The sequence below is a fragment of the Xanthomonas sp. F10 genome (assembly GCF_014206815.1).
GTDB lineage: Bacteria > Pseudomonadota > Gammaproteobacteria > Xanthomonadales > Xanthomonadaceae > Xanthomonas_A > Xanthomonas_A indica.
Genome location: NZ_JACHNP010000001.1, coordinates 2,253,397 through 2,272,242 on the forward strand (window position 1 = coordinate 2,253,397; position 18,846 = coordinate 2,272,242).

Genomic DNA, 18,846 nt, shown 5'->3' on the forward strand with positions numbered 1-18,846 from the left:
GCGTTTCCTCCCGCGTCGGCGCTCCCGCCGATGCCTTCGGAGACCTCGCATGTTCGCTCGTCCCTTGTTGCTGGCCACCCTCCTCGCCGGCGGCATCGCCACCGTGCCCGCGCAGGCGCGCGACGTGGTGGAACTGTCGGTCCGCACCGCGCCGCCGCCGCCGCGCGTGGAACGGGTGGTGGTGCGACCCGGCTACGTGTGGATGCCCGGCTACTGGCAGTGGAATGGCCACCACCACGTCTGGGTCGCCGGCCGCTACGTGGTGGAACGGCCGGGCTACGTCTACGTCGGCCCACGGTGGGAGCACCACGGCCCTGCCTATCGCTTCCGCGCCGGCTATTGGGTCCGCCGCTAGTCCATCCGTCCCACAAAAGACGCGCGATCGCGGACCGCGCCGCCGCGGCATGCAGGGCCGCGGCCATGCGTCGACCAGCGCTGCCGCCCACGGCGCCAGCGCTCGCCCCCGCGTCACCCCACCCCGCGCGGTCACCGATGCCCCAGGGCGGACCCGGACGCCACCGCGCCGTGGCCCCTGTGCCAGGCGCCATTCCCGCCCAACTCCGCCCGCTCCAAGCCTTCGCACGTGGCCCGGCGAACGGCCGCTGCTTGCCCCTGGCGTCGCACGCAGTGGCGAGATGCCCATGCCGCGGGCCGCGGCGCCAGCGCGCGGGCGGCAGGCAATTGCTTTAAAATGCCGCCATCGCGACGCTCAGGGCCTGTTCCGGAACCGTCGCGTTTTTGTTTTGCGCCACCCACCAGGCATGTTCCTGGACCATGGTGTCCGACACCTGCAACGCCAGCGGAGCCCCCATGCTTTTCGAAACGCTAGCCAACACCGGCCACGAACAGGTCGTCTTCTGCCACAACCGCGACGTGGGACTGCAGGCGATCATCGCCATCCACAACACGGTGCTCGGCCCTGCGCTGGGCGGCGTGCGCATGCGCCCCTACGCCAACACCGAGTCGGCGCTACAGGACGCGCTGCGGCTCAGCCGCACCATGACCTACAAGAACGCGCTGGCCGGGCTCAACATCGGCGGCGGCAAGGCGGTGATCATCGGCGACCCGAAGAGCGACAAGTCCGAAGCGCTGTTCCGCGCCTTCGGCCGCTATGTCGATTCGCTGGGCGGGCGCTACATCACCGCCGAGGACGTCGGCACCGACGTCAACGACATGGAGCAGATCTACCTGGAGACCGAGTACGTCACCGGCGTGCACCAGGTGCATGGCGGCTCCGGCGACCCGGCCCCGTTCACCGCCTACGGCGCGCTGCAGGCGCTGATGGCCTCGTTGCAACGCAAGTTCGGCCACGAGGAGATCGGCAAGACCAGCATCGCCGTGCAGGGCCTGGGCCACATCGGCATGGAGCTGGTGAAGCTGCTCAAGGAGCGCGGCGCCAAGCTGTACGTGACGGATCTGGACCCGGCGCTGGTCGCGCGCGCGGTGGCCGAGTACGGCGCCGAGGCGGTGGACCCGGACGACATCTACGACGTCGCCGCCGACGTGCTGGCGCCGTGCGCCCTGGAAAGCGCGCTCGACGAGGCCAAGCTGCCGCGGCTCAAGGTCAAGATCGTCTGCGGCACCGCCAACAACCAGTTGGCCAATCCGGCGGTCGGCGAGGAACTGCACCGCCGCGGCATCCTCTACGCGCCGGACTACGCGGTCAACGCCGGCGGCGTGATGAACGTGTCGCTGGAAATCGACGGCTACAACCGCGAACGCGCGATGCGGCTTATCCGCAGCATGTACCACAACCTCGGCAAGATCTTCGACCTGTCCGAGCGCGAGAACCTTCCGCCGCAACAGGCCGCCGACCGCATCGCCGAGGCGCGCATGCAGGCGATCGGCAAGCTCAAGCTGCCGCTGGGCCGCACCGCGCCGCGCTCGATGGGCCATCTGCGCGGCGAGTGACGCGGCGCCGCCTGCGCCGCAGGCGGAGAGGTCGCAGCGCGCAGGGCCGGAACAGCTGGCCCTGCCTGAGCGCCCCTGGTCCGGCGCAACACGCGCCGGACCGGTGACCGGGACTCAGAAGCCCAGGCGATAGCGCAGCGACACCGCACGGTCGTCGCCGCGCGGACCGAACCGCTGGTCGTAGCCCAACCCCAGCAGCGCGCCGTTCCAGCGGGTTTGCAGGCTGGCGCCGAACAGGCCGCCCGAACGCGCCGGCTGCAAATCCACCAGCGGCGCCCAGGCGTTCACGCCAACGAAGCTGGCCTGCCGGTCCAGCCCCTGCGCGGCCAGCGTCTGCTGCCACTCGGCATAGCCCTGCAGCGACCAGCCGCGCCCGCCGAATCCGCCACGCAGGCCGGCCAACGCCTGGCTGCGCGAGGAACTGGCGGCACCGGCCATCAGCCCGAAGCCATCGCCGCCCTGTTCGCGGAAGCCATCGCTGTCGATGCGGCTGTAGTCGGCGGCCGCATACGGGGTCAGCCATGCCGGGCCGCGCCCGAACCGGTAGCCGACCTCGACGCTGGAGGACAGGAAGCGACCGGCGTAGCGGCTGGAGGCATCGGCGACGGTGTCGCCGAGCAGCAGGCTGCGGTCGAGCTGGCGCTGGTACTGGCCGCTGCCCAGTTGCGCCAGCGCGTAGGCGTTGCCGGCCACCGCACCGAGATAGACCTGGCCCTGCACCTGGCGGTTGCGGCTGCGGTCCAGGCTGCCGGCGTCGCTGGCGCGACTCTCGCCGAAGGCGAAGCCGGCCACAGCGTGGTCGCCCAGGCGCAGGTCCTGGCCCATCAGCCAGCCATCGAGCTGGAACTGGCTGCCGGCGAAGCTGCCCTGCCCGGTCTCGCCCAGGCGCTGGCTCCAGGCGCCGACCGCGCGCGGCTGGTCGACCAGCGTGTCGAAGCGGCTGGACAGCGCGCGCCGCTGCAGGTCCATGGTGTCGAAGGTCATCGCGGTGGCCGCGGCATGCGCCTCGCCGGACAGGCTGCGCAGCGTCGCCGACGCCGCCGCCACGCTCGGCGACTGCTGCACCGCGCCGGCCGCCTTAAGCAGGGCGCCGTCGACCGTGGCCGGGGCCTGGCTCAGCTGCGTATTGAGCTGCGCGAACGCCGCGTCCACGCGCGTCGCCGACGCCAGGGTGGCCGCGGTGATGTTGCCGAAGCTGGCCGCGGCGGCGGTGACGCTCAGCGACTGCACGGTGATCGAGGCGCTGGTGGCGTCGTAGGACAGCGACGAGGTCAGGAACACGTTCGACGGCGTGGTCACCGAAGCGAACGTGCCGGTGAGCCCGCCATTGGCCTCCAGCACCTTGTACGCGGTGTTGTTGACCACGTAGTCGCGCTTGCCCAGCACATACAGCGAGCCGCCCTGCAGGGTGGCGCTGCCGCCGACCGAGAGCTTGTCGCCGACCAGCAGGGCCAGGCGGCCATTGCTGCTCTGCACGTAGTTGCCGCTCAGGCTCAGCGTGGCCGCGCCGACCTGGAAGGTACCGGCATTGGCGACGCTGCCGCCGAGCGCGCCGGTGCCGACGAAGGTGGCGCCATTGCTGATCGCCACGTTGGAACTGCCGAGGCTGGCCGCACTGAGCGTGCCGCCCTGCACCTGGGTGTCGCCGCTGTAGCTGTTCTGGGTGCCGCTCAGGGTCAGCGTGCCGCTGCCCTGCTTGATCAGGCCGCCGCTGCCGGCGATGTCGTTGGCCCAGGTCGAACTACCGGTGAAGGCCACCGTGACATCGCCCCAGTCGAAGCGCCCCGGTCCCTGCACCGCCTTGCCGACGTTGAGCAGGCCGTAGCCGAACGTCGCATCCACGCCCGGCGTGCCCAGGTCGGTGGCGGTGCCGAGCAGAGTCTGCCGGACCAGGTCGTTGTTGAAATACGGGAAGGCCTGCCAGACCAGCGCCGCCGCACCGGACACCAGCGGCGCCGCGTACGAGGTGCCGCTGCCGTAGTAGTAGTCGGGGTTGCTGGTGGAGGTGGTCGCCTTGGGATCGACGAACACCTCGGTGCCGGGCGCGACCAGGCAGTAGCGCATCGCCGCGCCGCAGGCGTTGGAATACGACGCCAGTTGCGTGCCGGTGCTCGAATCCGTCGCCGCCACCACCAGCCAGCCGCGCTCCAGGTCCGCCGCCGGCAGCGTGCCGTTGGGGCCGGCCTTGCTGGGCAACGAGGCGATGTCCGAGGGCGTGGACTTGGATTCGTTGCCGGCCGCGAACACCACCAGGCCGCCGTAGCCGAGCACGAACGGGCGGTACTCGTCGGCGATGGCGTTGGTCGAGTTCAGGTCGGTCCAGTAGATGCCGCCCCAGGAGTTGTTCATCACCTTGACCCCGGCATTGATCAGGTCCTGGTGCACCTGAGTCAGGCCCAGCCCGCCGCTGACCTGGTTGCCGCTGCCGCTGCCGTCGTCCTTGGGCGGGGTATCGGAAATGATGCGCGCGGACACGATCTGCGCGCCCGGCGCGATGCCGCCCGGCCACTGCCCGACCGACTTGCCCGCCGCCAGCTGCGCCACGGTGGTGCCGTGGCCGTCGACGTCGTCGACCTTGGTGTTGTTCTGGCTCGGGTCGACGTAGATCAGGTTCGACACCACCCGCCCGGCCAACGCCGGATGATTGCGGTTGACGCCGGTGTCGACCACGCCGATGCGGTAGCCGCTGCCGTCGTAACCGGCGCTGTGCGCGGCCAGCGTATTGGTCAGGGTCAGATGCGCGTCGAACGCCGGCTGTGGCGGCGGTGGCGAGGTCGGCGGCGGTGACGTCGGCGGCGGAGGGGGCGGCGGCGGCGGTGGAGGCGGAGGCGGCGAGGTCGGCGGCGGACTGCCGTGGACCAGATTGCCGCCACCGCCACCGCCGCCACCGCAGGACGTCAGCGCAACTGCCACAGCGGCCGCCAGCAGCGACCGCGCCATCAATGTCCGCATGGTATTCCCCTCAGATGTCGTCTGCCGGCCATATCGGCCGGTGCTACCCCCGTTAGCGGCCGCCTACGACGGCGCTGAACAACGTCAAATCTACACTGGAATGCAGACCATAGGACTGGCCCGGCGGTTGACGCAATTGGCAGAACCCGCGCCGCGGCCGATAATCGGCGCACCTCTTTCGTAAGGGTTTGCCATGACCGAGATCGTCATCGCCGCGGCCAAGCGCACCGCCATCGGCGCGTTCCTGGGCCAGTTCAACGGTGTGCCCACGCCGACGCTGGGCGCCGCGGCCATCCGCGCCGCGCTGGAGCAGTCCGGCATCCCCGCCGCGGACGTCTCCGAGGTCATCATGGGCTGCGTGCTGCCGGCCAATCTCGGCCAGGCTCCCGCACGCCAGGCCGCGCGCGCGGCGGGCGTGCCCGACGCCACCGGCGCCACCACCATCAACAAGGTCTGCGGCTCGGGCATGAAGGCGGTGATGCTGGGCCACGACCTGATCAAGGCCGGCTCGGCCAGCATCGTCGTCGCCGGCGGCATGGAGTCGATGAGCAACGCGCCGCACATGCTGCCGAACTCGCGCACCGGCAACCGCTACGGCAACTTCCAGGCGGTCGATCACATGGCCTGGGACGGCCTGACCAATCCCGACGACGGCCAGGCGATGGGCGTATTCGGCGAGGCCACCGCGGAGAAGTTCGGCTTCAGCCGCCAGGACCAGGACGCGTTCGCGATCGAATCAGTGAACCGTGCGCAGGCCGCGCAGCGCGATGGCGCCTTCGCGGCGGAAATCGTTCCGGTCGCCGTCGCCACCCGCAAGGGCGAGGTGCAGGTCGACAGCGACGAGCAGCCGGGCAAGTCCGACGTGACCAAGATCCCGGCGCTGAAGCCGGCGTTCAAGAAGGACGGTACGGTCACCGCGGCCAGTTCCTCCAGCATCTCCGACGGCGCCGCCGCGCTGGTGCTGCTGGAGGCCGACGAGGCCGCACGCCGCGGCGTCGCGCCGCTGGCGCGGATCGTCGGCCACACCACCTTCTCGCAGGCCCCGGAATGGTTCACCACCGCACCGGTCGGCGCGATCCGCAAGCTGCTGGACCAGGTCGGCTGGAGCCTGGACCAGGTCGACCTGTTCGAGATCAACGAAGCCTTCGCCGTGGTGGCGATGGTGCCGATCAAGGAACTGGGCCTGGACCACGCCAAGGTCAACGTCCATGGCGGTGCCTGCGCGCTCGGCCATCCGATCGGCGCCTCCGGTGCGCGCCTGCTGGTGACATTGCTAAATGCGTTGCGCAGCCGTGGCGGCCGCCGCGGAATCGCGACCCTGTGCATCGGTGGCGGCGAAGCGACAGCGGTCGCCATCGAATTGATTTGATTGAAATTAACCCCTGAAACACAAAAATGAATGCGCGTGCGCTTGACAGCCGACTTTGGCTTGTCATCATGTTGAGGGCGCGCATTCGCGCGTTGCCTAACTAAACGACGAGGATAGACACAATGAGCATCAACAAGCTGCTGATCGCAATGGCCCTGGGCCTGGCCCTGGCCGCGTGCTCGAAGCAGGAGCAGGCCCAGGACGCCGCGCAGTCGGCTAACGAAGCCGCCACCGACGCCCAGGCTGCTGCCGACCAGTCGGCTGCCGCCGGCGCCCCGACCGCCGACGCCGCTCAGGCCGCTGCCGACACCGCTGCGACCGCCGCCAACACCGCTGCCGACGCTTCGGCCGCTGCCGGCGCTGCCCCGACCGACGCCGCTGCCGACAAGGCTGCCGACACCGCCAAGGCTGCGGAAGACACCGCCGACAAGGCGAAGGACGCTGCTCAGGAAGCCAAGAAGTAATCACTTCTTGCTTTTTGCAGTCCTGAAAGAGCCGCTGGTCCGCCAGCGGCTTTTTCTTTGCCTGGCGTTTGCCGAACAGCGCCGCCACGGCCGCCGCCATCGTTCCGGCGCATTGCCTTTGTTGGGCGGCGCAGGTAGCGAAGATGCCTGCCTCTCCACGGCGAGACGGCAATCGTCCGTCGTCGCGTCGCGAGCGCGCCACCCGCATGACGCCAGGCCATCGCCGCGCCACCACGCTCGCCGCAGGCAGTCCTTCGCGCACGGCCAGGAAGACGTCGCAGGGACAACCATTGCGCTCTGCGCGACACCAGGGGCGTGTACAAGGCGCCGGATGCGCATCCGTCCCACGCGCACCACGCAAAGGGCGACGCACCGAGCGCAACGATCCGCTCCCGCGCATGACGGACGCCCGCTCGCAGACCTGCGCGCCGCGGTGCCAGGCTTCCGCCACCGGCATTCCCTCCAGTGTGTCGGCCTTCCTGAACACTGACCCGCGCCACCGCCCCGCCTTGACGCAGGCTGCATGCGCGCCCGCCTAGGCTGCGCCGCGTCACCCACCCGTGGACGGAGAAGCCGCATGAACAAGACCCCGATCGTGGCCCTGCTGGGCGCCCTCGCACTGGCCGGCTGCCAGGGCCCGGAATCGCAGCAGGCCCAGCGCGACGCCAAGGTCGCCGCCGAGCAGACCGGCGAGGCCGCCAAGGAAGCCGCGGGCCAGGTCGCACAGACCGGTCGTGAGGTGGCCGCCGATGCCCGCGACGCCGCGCACCGTGCCGCCAACTCCGAGGCCGTGCAGGACGCCTCGGCCGCGGCCAAGGAAATGGCGGCCGACGCCAGCGAAGCCACCGCGAATGCGGCGCAGAAAGTCGCCGACAAGGCCCGCGAGAACGCCAACGAAGATCCGCACAACGGCGACCGCGAGCGCCATTGAATCACCGCCGCTCCCGCCTGTGCGGGGGCGGCACCTGCGGCGCGGCGGGTACCGCGTGACGCAGCGGTTCGGGAGGTCTTTTTTGTGACGCCGGTCCAAGGCGTTTGCGCCGTCACAGTAGACTTTTGCGATGCCGATCCTTCTTCGTGTGCGGGCCAGGACCCGCCTAGCCCTGCTGTTCTCCGCCGCGGTTTTCGTACTGATCGGCTTCGGCGTCTTCACCGGCGCGCAGCGCGCCATCTCCGACGCCGAGCGCGTCGCCCACACCCATGAAGTCCTGCGCAACATCGACGAGGTGCAGTCCACCTTGCTGATGACCGAGTCCTCGTTGCGCGGCTACGAACTGACCAACAACCAGGCCTACCTGACCCTCTATTACGACAGCGCCGAGCGCGTGCCGCGGCAGCTGGCGCAACTGCGCAAGCTGGTCTCCGACAATCCCGTGCAGGTCGCCAACGTGCAGGCGCTGGAGCAACTGATGAACACGCGGCTGACGCAGATGCGGCAGATGCTCGCGGTGTACCAGCGCGACGGCCTGCAGGCGTTGCAGCAGGCGATGGCGCCCAACGTGTACCAGAGTTCCAGCGCGCTCCGCGACCAGGTGCAGCAGATGACCGACGTGGAGTTGCAGTTGCTGCAGCGTCGCGACCTGTCCAACCAGCGCAGCGCCGACCTGCTGCTGCTCCTGGCCCTGGCAGGCATTCCGTTCGGCCTGGGCAGCGTCGGCGTGGTCTACGCATTGCTGTTCCGCGAGCTGCGCAACCGCAGCAACGCCGAGCAGGCCGCCTCGGTCGCCAACGAGAGAATGGAAGCCGGCATCCGCGAGCTGGAGCGCACCACTGCCGATCTCAACGCGCTCAGCCGCTACACCGGCCTGTTGCAGAGCTGCGCGGAGCCGGCCGAAGCGCTGACGGTGACCGCGCGCCTGCTCGCTGCGCTGATGCCCGATACCGGCGGCAGCGTCTACCTGCTGCGCGCCTCGCGCGACCGCGCCGAGGCGATCGTCAGCTGGGGCGATGCGCCGGTCGGCAGCGAGCCGGCGGTGGCGCCGCAGGACTGCTGGGCCTTGCGCCGCGACAAGAGCCACTTCGTGCACGCGCAGGGCCATGACTCGGCCTGCGCGCACCTGCGCGAGGATCCGTCCGCCGTCGGCGCCAGCACCGCCTGCATTCCGCTGTCGGCGCAGGGCACGCAACTGGGCTTCGTGTACCTGGCCGGACGCAGCGCGGGCCCGCTGCCGCGCATCGCCATCGCCGAGGCGGCCGCCGAGCAGCTGTCGCTGGCCTTGAGCAACCTGCGCCTGCGCGAGTCGCTGCGCCTGCAGTCGATCCGCGACCCGCTCACCGGCCTGTTCAATCGCCGCTACCTGGAAGAATCGCTCAACCACGAACTGGCCCGCTGCGGGCGCCGGCAGATGCCGCTGTCGCTGCTGATGCTGGACGTGGACCACTTCAAGCAGTTCAACGACCTGCATGGCCACGGCGGCGGCGACAGCCTGCTGGCCGCGGTCGGGCAGATGCTGTCGACGCGTCTGCGCGGCGAGGACATCGCCTGCCGCTACGGCGGCGAGGAGTTCACGGTGATCCTGCCGGAGACCGGCCCGGAACAGGCGCAGGCGATCGCCGAACAGATCCGCAGCGCGGCTCAGCAACTGAGCGCCAGCGTGGACGGCAAGGCGCTGCCGGCGGTGACCATGTCGATCGGCGTGGCCAGCTACCCGCGCGATGGCGTGGTCGCCACCACCCTGCTGCGCAAGGCCGACGCGGCGCTGTACCGGGCCAAGCGCTGCGGCCGCAACCAGGTGCAGGCCTACGATTCCACGCTGGACGGCATGGGCTGAACTGGCGGCGGCCACCGCCGGCCCACCGTTCTGAAGAAAGCGTCACAAAATCGACGCGGTAGAGCGGCGATAGTCGCGCTTCCCCCGACTGGAGACGACAGCCCATGTCCATCTGGAAAGACCAGGGTCCCGCGCGCAAGGATGGCCTGCCGCCCGTTCCCGGCAACGGCGCAGTGCCGCCGGAGCCGCGCCCGCCGGGCGATAGCGGCCCGAGCGAACCGCTCGCCGCGGTCGCGGCCGCCGCCCCTGCCGCCCGCGCCCCCGCGCCGGCCCCGGCCGCCAAGGAATCGCTGATCGCCGCCGACATCAGCATCGAAGGCAAGATCGAGGGCACCGGCCACATCCGCATCGCCGGCAAGTTCAAGGGCGACGTCAACGTGCAGGGCGACCTCACCATCGAGACCGGCGCCAAGCTCAGCGGCGGCGTGCGTGCCGACAAGGTGGTCATCGCCGGCGAGCTGGAGGGCAACATCGAATCGGCGTCGCGGGTGGAACTGCTCGCCTCCGGCGCGCTGGTCGGCGACGTCAAGGCCGGCTCGCTGACCGTGGCCGCCGGCTCGCGCATGCGCGGCCAGGCCGACTTCGGCTGGGACGACGACAAGCACGCCCGCAAGGGCGGCAAACCCGCGGAGTCCGACGCCGGCGCATGAGCAGCCCGCGTCCCGGCAGTCCGGGGGCGACCCGGACCTGCCCGCACTGCAAGGCCACCATCCTCGAAAGCGCCAGCGTCTGCCCGGCGTGCAAGCACCATCTGCGCTTCGATTCGGCGGTGCTGCAGCAATCGGCGCCATCGGCGCTGGTACCGCTGCGGGTGGAGGGCAGCATCCGCCATCCGGACGACGGCAGCGCCTGGGAATACACCGTGCTGGTCAGCATCCGCAACGGCCGCGGCGAGGAGATCAAGCGCCAACTGGTCGGCGTCGGCGCCATGCTCGACGGCGAGGAGCGCAGCTTCACGCTGTCGGTCGAGGCGACGCCGGTGCGTGGGGGCAAGCGCGGGAGGCACTAGCGCCTGTGGCGTGGGATTTGGGATTTGGGATTTGGGATTTGGGATTTGGGATTTGGGATTTGGGATTTGGGATTCGGGATTCGGGATTCGGGATTCGGGATTCGCAAGAGCCTAGCCGCTCTCCCATCGGGAGAGGGGTTGGGGGTGAGGGTACGGTTGCGTGCCGCCGGTGGTGCTGCACTTGCTGCCTGGCTACGCTGGCTGTCGTACCCTCATCCGCCCCTTCGGGGCACCTTCTCCCGGAGGGAGAAGGAATGCCGGGTAGGCTGCTTTCCACCCGGTGAAAACGCGATGGACAGCCACGCTGCACGCCCCTGCGGCGCAGCGGCCTAGCCCCTCTCCCACCGGGAGAGGGGTTGGGGTGAGGGTACGGTTGCGTGCCGCCGGTGGTGCTGCACTTGCTGCCTGGCTACGCTGGCTGTCGCACCCTCATCCGCCCCTTCGGGGCACCTTCTCGCGGAGGGAGAAGGAACTGCTTTCCGCTTGGCGAGGGCCCGATGGGCCGCCATGCCGCGCGCCTACGGCAAGGCGCGCGCCAGCAGTTCCTCCACCGGTGCACCCGGCTGCAGCGTGCCGAACGCCAGTCCATGCGCGCCGGCCAGGCGGCTGTGCACGAACGCGGTGGCGGCCGGACTGGCGCTGCGCAGCATCAGCGCGGCCTGCACGACCAGCGCGATGCGTTCGGCCAGGTGCCGTGCGCTGAACGCGTCCACCTCGGCGTTGCCGGCCAGCGGCGCGCGCAGTGCGTCCAGCGCTGCGTCGTAGACCGGGTCGATGCCGGCCGCCGTCTGCAGTTCCGCCAGCACCGCGGCGCCGGTGGCCGGTTCGCGCGCCAGCGCGCGCAACACGTCCAGGCACTGGATGTTGCCGCTGCCCTCCCAGATCGAATTCAACGGCGCCTGCCGGTACAGCCGTGGCAGGATCGACTCCTCGACGTAGCCGGCGCCGCCCAGGCATTCCTGCGCCTCGTTGACGAAGGCCGGCGCGCGCTTGCACAGCCAGTACTTGCCCAGCGCGGTGGCGATGCGTGCGAACGCAGCCTCGGCGGCATCGGTATCGGCCGCGTCCACCGCGCGCGCCACCCGCAGCGCGAACGCGGTGGCGGCTTCCGATTCCAGGGCCAGATCGGCCAGCACGTTGCGCATCAGCGGTTGCTCGACCAGACGCCTGCCGAAGGCGATGCGATGCCGGGCGTGGTGCAGCGCCTGCGCCAATGCCATGCGCATCTGCGCGGCGGCGGCGAGCATGCAGTCGAGCCGGGTCAGCATCACCATGCCGATGATCCGCGCAACGCCGCGCCCTTCCTCGCCGACGCGCTGCGCCCAGGCACCGGCGAACTCCACTTCGCTGGACGCGTTGGACCAGTCGCCCAACTTGTCCTTCAGCCGCATCAGCCGCAGCGCGTTGAGCCGGCCATCGGGCAGGCGCCGCGGCAGCAGGAAGCAGGTCAGGCCGCCCGGCGCCTGCGCCAGCACCAGGAAGCCGTCGGACATCGGTGCGGAGAAGAACCACTTGTGCCCGACCAGGGTGTACGCGCCGGCGCCGTCCAGCGGCGTGGCGACGGTGGCGTTGCTGCGCACATCCGAGCCACCCTGCTTCTCGGTCATGCCCATGCCCAGGGTGACGCCGGTCTTGTCGGCGATCGGCACGTCGCGCGGGTCGTAGTGCGGCGCGGCGGCCTTGTCGGCCCACTCGCGCAAGGCCGGATCCTGGCGCAGGACCGCCACTGCAGCGTGGGTCATGGTCAGCGGGCAACTGGTGCCGGCCTCGGCCTGGTGGTGCAGGTAGCTCAGCGCAGCGCGCGCCACATGCGCGCCCGGCTGCGGGGTATGCCAGGACAGTCCGGCCACGCCATGGCGCTTGGCCGCGTCCAGCAACTGGTGATAGGCCGGATGGAACTCGACCGTGTCGATGCGATGGCCGTAGCGGTCGTGCGTGCGCAATCGCGGACGGTCGCGGTTGGCATCGAAACCGAGCCGGTACAGCGTCTCGCCGGCGAGCGCACCGTAGTGCGCCAGCGCCGCGGCGAAGCCGTCGGCACCCTCGCGTGCGATGGCCTCGCGCAGCACCGCGTCGTCGGTCCACAGATCGCGTGGTTCGAACGGCGGCGGCTGGTTGTCGACCGTATGCGTGGCGTAGGCCGGCAGGTCCGTGTGCATGCATCTCCCTCCCAGAAGCGCTGCACGCATTGTGGCCGATCCGTCGCGCGGCCGCGAACCCGCGTGGCGGATTCTCATCTCCTGCACACCGGCTTGGACACAGTGGCGCCCATGCCGAATGCCGCTTCCCAGGACCTGGTGGTGCTGCGCCCGGAAGGGCTGTACTGCCCCGCCGGCGACTTCCATATCGATCCCTGGCGGCCGGTGCCGCGCGCGGTCATCACCCACGGCCACGGCGACCACGCGCGCTCGGGCATGGGCGAATACCACTGCGCCGCCGCCGGCCTGCCGATCCTGCGCTGGCGGCTGGGCGAGCAGGCCTATCGCGCCTACGACTACGGCACCCGCTTCACGCTCGGCCGGGCCCAGGTCTCGCTGCATCCGGCCGGGCACGTGCTCGGCTCGGCGCAGGTGCGGATCGAAGTGGATGGCGAGGTCTGGGTCGCGTCGGGCGACTACAAGCGCCAGCCCGATCCGACCTGCGCGCCGTTCGAGGTGGTGCGCTGCGACACCTTCATCAGCGAGGCCACCTTCGCCCTGCCGGTGTACCGGTGGCCGGACACCAGCGAGGTGGCGCGCGAGATCGTCGCCTGGCGCCGCGAGTGCAGTGCGCGCGGCGAGGCCGCGGTGCTGTTCTGCTACGCCCTGGGCAAGGCGCAGCGCGTGCTCGCCGAACTGCAGCCGTGGGACGACCAGCCGGCATTGCTGCACGGTGCGGTGGCGGCCGGCGTGGCGGTGTATCGCGAGGCCGGCGTGGCGATGCTGGAGACGCTGACGGTGTCCGAACTGGACAAGCGCGCCGACTACGCCGGGCAGTTGGTGCTGGCGCCGCCGTCGGCCGCCGGCAGCCCGTGGCTGCGTCGCTTCCGCCACGCCCAGCTCGGCTTCGCCTCGGGCTGGATGCGGCTGCGCGGCAACCGCCGCCGGCGCAACTACGACCGCGGCTTCGTGGTCTCCGACCATGCCGACTGGCCCGACCTGCTGCGCACCATCGACGAAACCGGCGCGCGTCGCGTGATTGCGACGCACGGCAACACCGACGCGATCATCCGCGCGCTCAACGAACGCGGCGTCGCCGCCGAAGCATTCCGCACCGACTACGGTGGCGAGGAATGAAGCACTTCGCCGCCCTGTACCGGCAACTGGACCAGAGCACCGCGACGCTGGACAAGCGCGCCGCGCTGGTGGCGTATTTCGAGCAGGCGCCGCCCGCGGACGCGGCCTGGGCGATCTGGCTGCTCAGCGGCGGCAAACTGCGGCGCATCGCCAACACCCGCGAACTGCGCGAGTGGATCGCGCAGGAAAGCGGCCTGCCCGGCTGGCTGGTGGACGACAGCTACGACCATGTCGGCGATCTGGCCGAGACCCTGACCCTGCTGCTCGACGATCCGGCGGAAACCCCCGACCCGGCGCCGCTGCGCGACTGGATCGAGGAGCGCCTGCTGCCGGTGGCCGCACAAAACGATGCCGCACGCCGCGCCGCGGTGGTCGCCGGCTGGCGCAGCCTCGCCTTCGACGAGCGCCTGCTGTTCAACAAGCTGCTCACCGGCGCGCTGCGCGTCGGCGTGTCGCAACGGCTGGTCCAGCAGGCGCTGGCGGCGATGTCCGGGATCGACATCGCCCGCATCGCCCAGCGCATGCTCGGCGCCTGGTCGCCGACGCCGCAGGCACTGGAGCAATTGCTGTCCGACGAGGTGCTGCCCAGCGACCGCCAGCAGCCCTACCCGTTCTTCCTCGCCTCGCCGCTGGAAGCCGAGGCCGACACGCTTGGCGCCATCGACGACTGGCTGCTGGAATGGAAATGGGACGGCATCCGCCTTCAACTGATCCGCCGCGACGGCGAGGTGGCGCTGTGGTCGCGCGGCGAGGAACGCCTGGACGGACGCTTCCCGGAAATCGAGGCGGCCGCGGCGACGCTGCCGCGCGATGCGGTGATCGACGGCGAACTGCTGGCGTGGCGTGAGGGCGAGGACGCGCCACTACCGTTCACCGCCCTGCAGACCCGCATCCAGCGCCGCAAGCCCGGCGCCAAGACCCTGGCCGACACGCCGGCGCGCGTGCTCGCCTACGACCTGCTGGAACTGGACGGCCACGACCTGCGCGAGCAGCCGCTGCAGCAACGGCGCGCGCAACTGCAGGCCTTGCTGGAAGCGCACGCCGACCCGCGCCTGACGCTGTCGCCACAGGTGCAGGCGGCAACGTGGGAGCAGGCGGCGACGCTGCGCGAGGCGTCGCGCACGCGCGGCGTGGAAGGCTTGATGCTCAAGCGTGCGGGGTCGCCTTACCAGTCCGGCCGCCGCCGTGGCGACTGGTGGAAATGGAAGGTGGCGCCGCTGACCATCGACGCGGTGCTGCTGTACGCCCAGGCCGGCCACGGCCGGCGCAGCACGCTGTACACCGACTACACCTTCGGCCTGTGGGACGGCGAGCAACTGGTGCCGGTGGCCAAGGCCTACTCGGGCCTGGACGACAGCGAGATCCTGGCGCTGGACCGCTGGATCCGTGCGCATACCACCGAGCGCTTCGGCCCGGTGCGCGCGGTGACGCCGTATCACGTGTTCGAACTCGGCTTCGAGGCGGTGAATCGCAGCAGCCGGCACAAGTCCGGGATCGCCGTGCGCTTCCCGCGCATCCTGCGCTGGCGCCACGACAAGCCGTTCGCCGAGGCCGACCGCTTGAGCACGCTGCAGGCGCTGGCGCGATGAGCGCAGCGGCGGCGCGCCGGCGCCCGGCCGATGCGCCGCTGTACGCCTGGTTCGCGCAGCAGGGCTGGCAGCCGCTGCCGTTCCAGCGTGCGGTGTGGCGGCACTACCTGGACGGCGGCTCCGGGCTGCTGCACACGCCCACCGGCAGCGGCAAGACCCTGGCCGCGTTCGGCGGCCCCTTGCTGGAGGGCCTGCGTACGCAGGCCGCGGCGCAGGCGGCCGCCGCCAAAAAAAAGCCCGCCCGTGGCAATGGCGCCAGCGCGACTGCCAAGACCGCCTCGCCGCCGCGCACGCGCCGGCAGGCGCAGCGCGACCTCAAGGTGCTGTGGATCACCCCGTTGCGCGCGCTCGCCGCCGACACCGTGCGCGCGTTGCGCGAACCGGCGCAGGCGCTGGGCCTGGACTGGCAGATCGGCCTGCGCACCGGCGATGCCAGCGCGCGCGACAAGCGCTTGGCGCGCAGCGGCAAGCTCGACGTGCTGGTGACCACCCCCGAATCGCTGGCGCTGCTGCTGTCCTATCCGGACACCGCGCCGCAACTGGCGACGCTGCGCTGCGTGATCGTCGACGAGTGGCACGAACTGCTCGGCAACAAGCGCGGCGTGCTGCTGCAACTGTGCCTGGCGCGGCTGCGCGGCTGGGCGCCGGCGCTGCGCACCTGGGGCCTGTCGGCCACGCTCGGCAACCTGGACGAAGCACGCGACGTGCTGCTGCCGCACCTGCCGCAGGCACCGATCGTGGCCGGGGTCAAGCCGCGCACGCTGACCCTGGAGACGCTGGCGCCGGCGGTCGGCGAGCGCTTCCCGTGGGCCGGGCACCTGGGCCTGGCGCAGTTGCCGCGGGTGCTCGAAAAACTCTTCGCGGTGCGCACCAGCCTGCTGTTCACCAACACCCGCGCGCAGGCGGAGCTGTGGCACCAGGCGCTGACCTCGGTATGGCCGGAAGAGCCGCACACGCTGGCGCTGCACCACGGCTCGCTGGATCCGGCGCTGCGCAGCGCCGCCGAGCAAGGCCTGCGCGACGGCAGCCTGCGCTGCGTGGTGGCGACCTCGAGCCTGGACCTGGGCGTGGACTTCCCCGCCGTCGACCAGGTGCTGCAGGTCGGCAGCCCCAAGGGCGTGGCGCGGCTGCTGCAGCGCGCCGGCCGCGCCAAGCATCGCCCCGGCGAGGCCGGCCATGTGCTGTGCGTGCCCTCGCACGCGCTGGAACTGGTCGAGTACGCCGCGGCGCGTCGCGCCATCGCCCATGGCCGCATCGAATCGCGGCCCTCGCCACGACTGTCGCTGGACGTGCTGGCCCAACACTGCATCACCTGCGCGCTGGGCGGGGGCTTCGCGGCCGAGGCGTTGTACGCCGAAGTGCGCGGCACCGCCGCCTTCGCCACGCTGGATGCGCCGACCTGGCAGGCCGTCCTGGAGTTCGTCGTGCAGGGCGGACGCGCGCTGGCGCAGTACCCCGACTACCGCAAGGTGGTGCGGGACGAAGACGGCCTGTACCGCGTGCACGACCGCCGCATCGCCCTGCGCCATCGCCTGTCGATCGGCACCATCACCAGCGACGGCAGCGTTGCGGTGCGCTTCCTGCGCGGCGGCCGGCTCGGCGCGGTGGAGGAGCAGTTCGTCGGCCGCCTGCGCCGCGGCGACCGCTTCCAGTTCGCCGGGCGCATGCTGGAACTGGTGCGGCTGGAGGACATGACCGCCTACGTGCGCCTGGCCAAGGGCGGCGACGGCAGCGTGCCGAAGTGGATGGGCGGGCGCATGCCGCTGTCCTCGGAACTGGGCCGCGAGGTGGAGGCGGTGTTCGCCGATCCGCGCGGCGAGGCGGAACTGCGCGCGCTGGCGCCGCTGCTCGGCTTGCAGCGCGCGCTGTCGGATCTGCCGGCGCCGCAGCGGCTGCTGGCCGAGCGCGTTCGCGCGCGCGACGGCCAGCATCTGTTCGTGTATCCGTTCGCCGGACGCCAGGTGCACGAGGGCCTGGCCGCGCTGCTTGCGCTGCGCTGGGGCCGACGGCAGCGCAATACCTTCAGCTTCGCCGCCAACGACTATGGCTTCGTGCTGTCGCCGGCGGAGGACGCGCCGATCGACGCGGCGCTGCTGCGCGAGCTGTTGAGTCCGGCGCAGTTGTTCGAGGATCTGCGCGAGAGCCTCAACCTGGGCGAACTGGCGCGGCGCCAGTTCCGCGAGATCGCCCGCGTCGCCGGCCTGCTGCCGCCCAGCCTGCCCGGGCGCCTGCCGCGCAGCCTGCGCCAGTTGCAGGCCTCCAGCGGCCTGCTGTACGACGTGCTGAGCCGCTTCGATCCCGAGCACCTGCTGCTGGCGCAGGCCGAGCGCGAGGTGCTGCAGGGCCAGATGGAACTGACCCGGCTCGCCGCGACCCTGGACGATTGCGCCGCGCGCGAGCTGGCACTGCACAGTCCGCGCAGCCTCACTCCGCTGGCGTTCCCGCTCTGGGCCGAAAGCATCCGCGGCCAGCTCAGCACCGAGGACTGGAAGGCGCGGGTGATGCGCGCGGCGGCGCAACTGGAGCAACGCCATGCGCGCTGAACTGGACTGGCTGCTGGCCGGTGAGCCGATGCGCCTGCTCGGCGACCGCGCGCTGTACTGGCCGGCGCGGCGGCGGCTGCTGATCGCCGACCTGCACCTGGGCAAGGCCGACGTCTTTCGCCGTGCCGGCATCGGCCTGCCGCGTGGCGGCACCGCGCTGGACCTGGCGCGGCTTTCGGCCTTGCTGCAGGCGCAGGACGCGGTGGAACTGTGGATCCTCGGCGACGTGCTGCACGGCGCCGCAGCCGATGCCGACTGGCAACGGCAGTGGCATGCGTGGCGCGCGCAGCATCCGCAACTGCGGGTAGCGGCGATCGCCGGCAACCACGACCGCGCCCTGGCCGGCGCCGGGCTGGACATCGCCCTGCTCGGCGCGCAGGTAGAGGACGGCCCGTTCGTGCTGCGCCACGATCCGGTCACGGATGCGCAGCGCCACGTGCTGTGCGGACACCTGCACCCGCTGGCCAAGCTGCCCGGCATGCGCCCGCGCTGGCCGGCGTTCTGGCTGCGCGACGGCATGACCGTGCTGCCGGCGTTCTCGCACTTCACCGCCGGCGTCGCCCCGGTGCTGGCACCGGGCGAGCGCCTGGTGGCCTGCGTGGAGGGCGCGGCCTTCGCCCTGCCGGTGGCGGCGGCATAGGTGGGGCGCAGTTGCGTGGTCGATCGTTAGCAGACACCACAACAGACACATCAGCTTGTGGGAGGGCCTTCAGTCCCGACACGTCCGCCACAAGGCGTCGGGGCTGAAGCCCCTCCCACAGTGCAGTCGCAATGCATTGCGCGAGTGCGGATGCCCTGCCACCTGTCGTAGGAGCGGCTTCAGCCGCGACCGGGCTTTATCGGGAAAGCCGGTCGCGGCTGAAGCCGCTGCTACGACACCACGGCACCATCGCCGTCGGACCGCGCTCGCTGCGTTGCGCTCTGCACGCGCCGCCGCGACGAAGCACCGAAACTCGCGTCCAA

General features: G+C 71.1%; 14 protein-coding genes. 12 read left to right on the forward strand and 2 right to left on the reverse strand.

Annotated features, from left to right (window positions below; all coding sequences use genetic code 11):
• The first annotated feature begins 49 nt into the window (after positions 1–49).
• Together FHR56_RS09855 and FHR56_RS09860 are read left to right on the forward strand one after the other, a co-directional pair.
• Positions 50–355, forward strand: a complete 306-nt coding sequence (locus tag FHR56_RS09855; protein ID WP_237473346.1) for a YXWGXW repeat-containing protein — start codon at positions 50–52, stop codon at positions 353–355.
• Between the two features lie 455 nt (positions 356–810).
• A complete protein-coding gene (locus tag FHR56_RS09860; protein ID WP_160948043.1) occupies positions 811–1,911 on the forward strand; it encodes a Glu/Leu/Phe/Val dehydrogenase in 1,101 nt (366 codons plus the stop codon).
• Between the two features lie 114 nt (positions 1,912–2,025).
• On the opposite strand, the gene FHR56_RS09865 is transcribed toward FHR56_RS09860, so the two are convergent.
• The gene (locus tag FHR56_RS09865; RefSeq protein WP_184502482.1) at positions 2,026–4,863 is read right to left on the reverse strand and encodes an autotransporter serine protease; all 2,838 of its coding nucleotides are present in this window, start codon (positions 4,861–4,863) and stop codon (positions 2,026–2,028) included.
• 193 nt (positions 4,864–5,056) lie between these two features.
• Between FHR56_RS09865 and FHR56_RS09870 the strand changes: the two genes are divergently transcribed.
• From FHR56_RS09870 to FHR56_RS09895, 6 genes are all read left to right on the forward strand, one after another.
• Entirely contained in the window at positions 5,057–6,232 is a 1,176-nt protein-coding gene (locus tag FHR56_RS09870) for a thiolase family protein (RefSeq protein WP_160948355.1), read from the forward strand.
• A 122-nt stretch (positions 6,233–6,354) separates the two neighbouring features.
• Positions 6,355–6,696, forward strand: coding sequence for a hypothetical protein (locus tag FHR56_RS09875; RefSeq protein WP_160948354.1), 342 nt, complete (start codon positions 6,355–6,357; stop codon positions 6,694–6,696).
• 577 nt (positions 6,697–7,273) lie between these two features.
• Positions 7,274–7,627 (forward strand): hypothetical protein, encoded by a 354-nt coding sequence (locus FHR56_RS09880; protein WP_160948353.1) that lies wholly within the window; start codon positions 7,274–7,276, stop codon positions 7,625–7,627.
• Positions 7,628–7,757: 130 nt separating this feature from the next.
• The gene (locus FHR56_RS09885; RefSeq protein ID WP_184502483.1) at positions 7,758–9,467 is read left to right on the forward strand and encodes a diguanylate cyclase; all 1,710 of its coding nucleotides are present in this window, start codon (positions 7,758–7,760) and stop codon (positions 9,465–9,467) included.
• A 104-nt stretch (positions 9,468–9,571) separates the two neighbouring features.
• Positions 9,572–10,117: a polymer-forming cytoskeletal protein gene (locus FHR56_RS09890; protein WP_160948352.1), complete on the forward strand. Its 546-nt coding sequence runs from the start codon at positions 9,572–9,574 to the stop codon at positions 10,115–10,117.
• Positions 10,114–10,476 carry a hypothetical protein gene (locus tag FHR56_RS09895; RefSeq protein WP_010342294.1) on the forward strand — a complete coding sequence of 121 codons (363 nt, stop codon included), beginning with the start codon at positions 10,114–10,116 and terminating at the stop codon, positions 10,474–10,476. Before FHR56_RS09890 ends, FHR56_RS09895 begins: the two co-directional genes overlap by 4 nt.
• A gap of 518 nt (positions 10,477–10,994) precedes the next feature.
• Here the strand turns inward: FHR56_RS09895 and FHR56_RS09900 are convergent.
• Positions 10,995–12,635, reverse strand: coding sequence for an acyl-CoA dehydrogenase family protein (locus FHR56_RS09900; RefSeq protein ID WP_160948351.1), 1,641 nt, complete (start codon positions 12,633–12,635; stop codon positions 10,995–10,997).
• Between the two features lie 111 nt (positions 12,636–12,746).
• Between FHR56_RS09900 and FHR56_RS09905 the strand changes: the two genes are divergently transcribed.
• From FHR56_RS09905 to pdeM, 4 genes are read left to right on the forward strand one after another with little or no spacing between them, the layout of a single operon-like run.
• The gene (locus tag FHR56_RS09905; protein WP_160948350.1) at positions 12,747–13,751 is read left to right on the forward strand and encodes a ligase-associated DNA damage response exonuclease; all 1,005 of its coding nucleotides are present in this window, start codon (positions 12,747–12,749) and stop codon (positions 13,749–13,751) included.
• Positions 13,748–15,340, forward strand: coding sequence for an ATP-dependent DNA ligase (locus FHR56_RS09910; RefSeq protein WP_160948349.1), 1,593 nt, complete (start codon positions 13,748–13,750; stop codon positions 15,338–15,340). Before FHR56_RS09905 ends, FHR56_RS09910 begins: the two co-directional genes overlap by 4 nt.
• Positions 15,337–17,883 carry a ligase-associated DNA damage response DEXH box helicase gene (locus FHR56_RS09915; RefSeq protein WP_160948348.1) on the forward strand — a complete coding sequence of 849 codons (2,547 nt, stop codon included), beginning with the start codon at positions 15,337–15,339 and terminating at the stop codon, positions 17,881–17,883. The genes FHR56_RS09910 and FHR56_RS09915 overlap by 4 nt, the downstream gene beginning before the upstream one ends.
• Positions 17,873–18,523, forward strand: coding sequence for a ligase-associated DNA damage response endonuclease PdeM (gene pdeM, locus FHR56_RS09920; protein WP_160948347.1), 651 nt, complete (start codon positions 17,873–17,875; stop codon positions 18,521–18,523). The genes FHR56_RS09915 and pdeM overlap by 11 nt, the downstream gene beginning before the upstream one ends.
• The last annotated feature ends 323 nt before the right edge of the window (positions 18,524–18,846 follow it).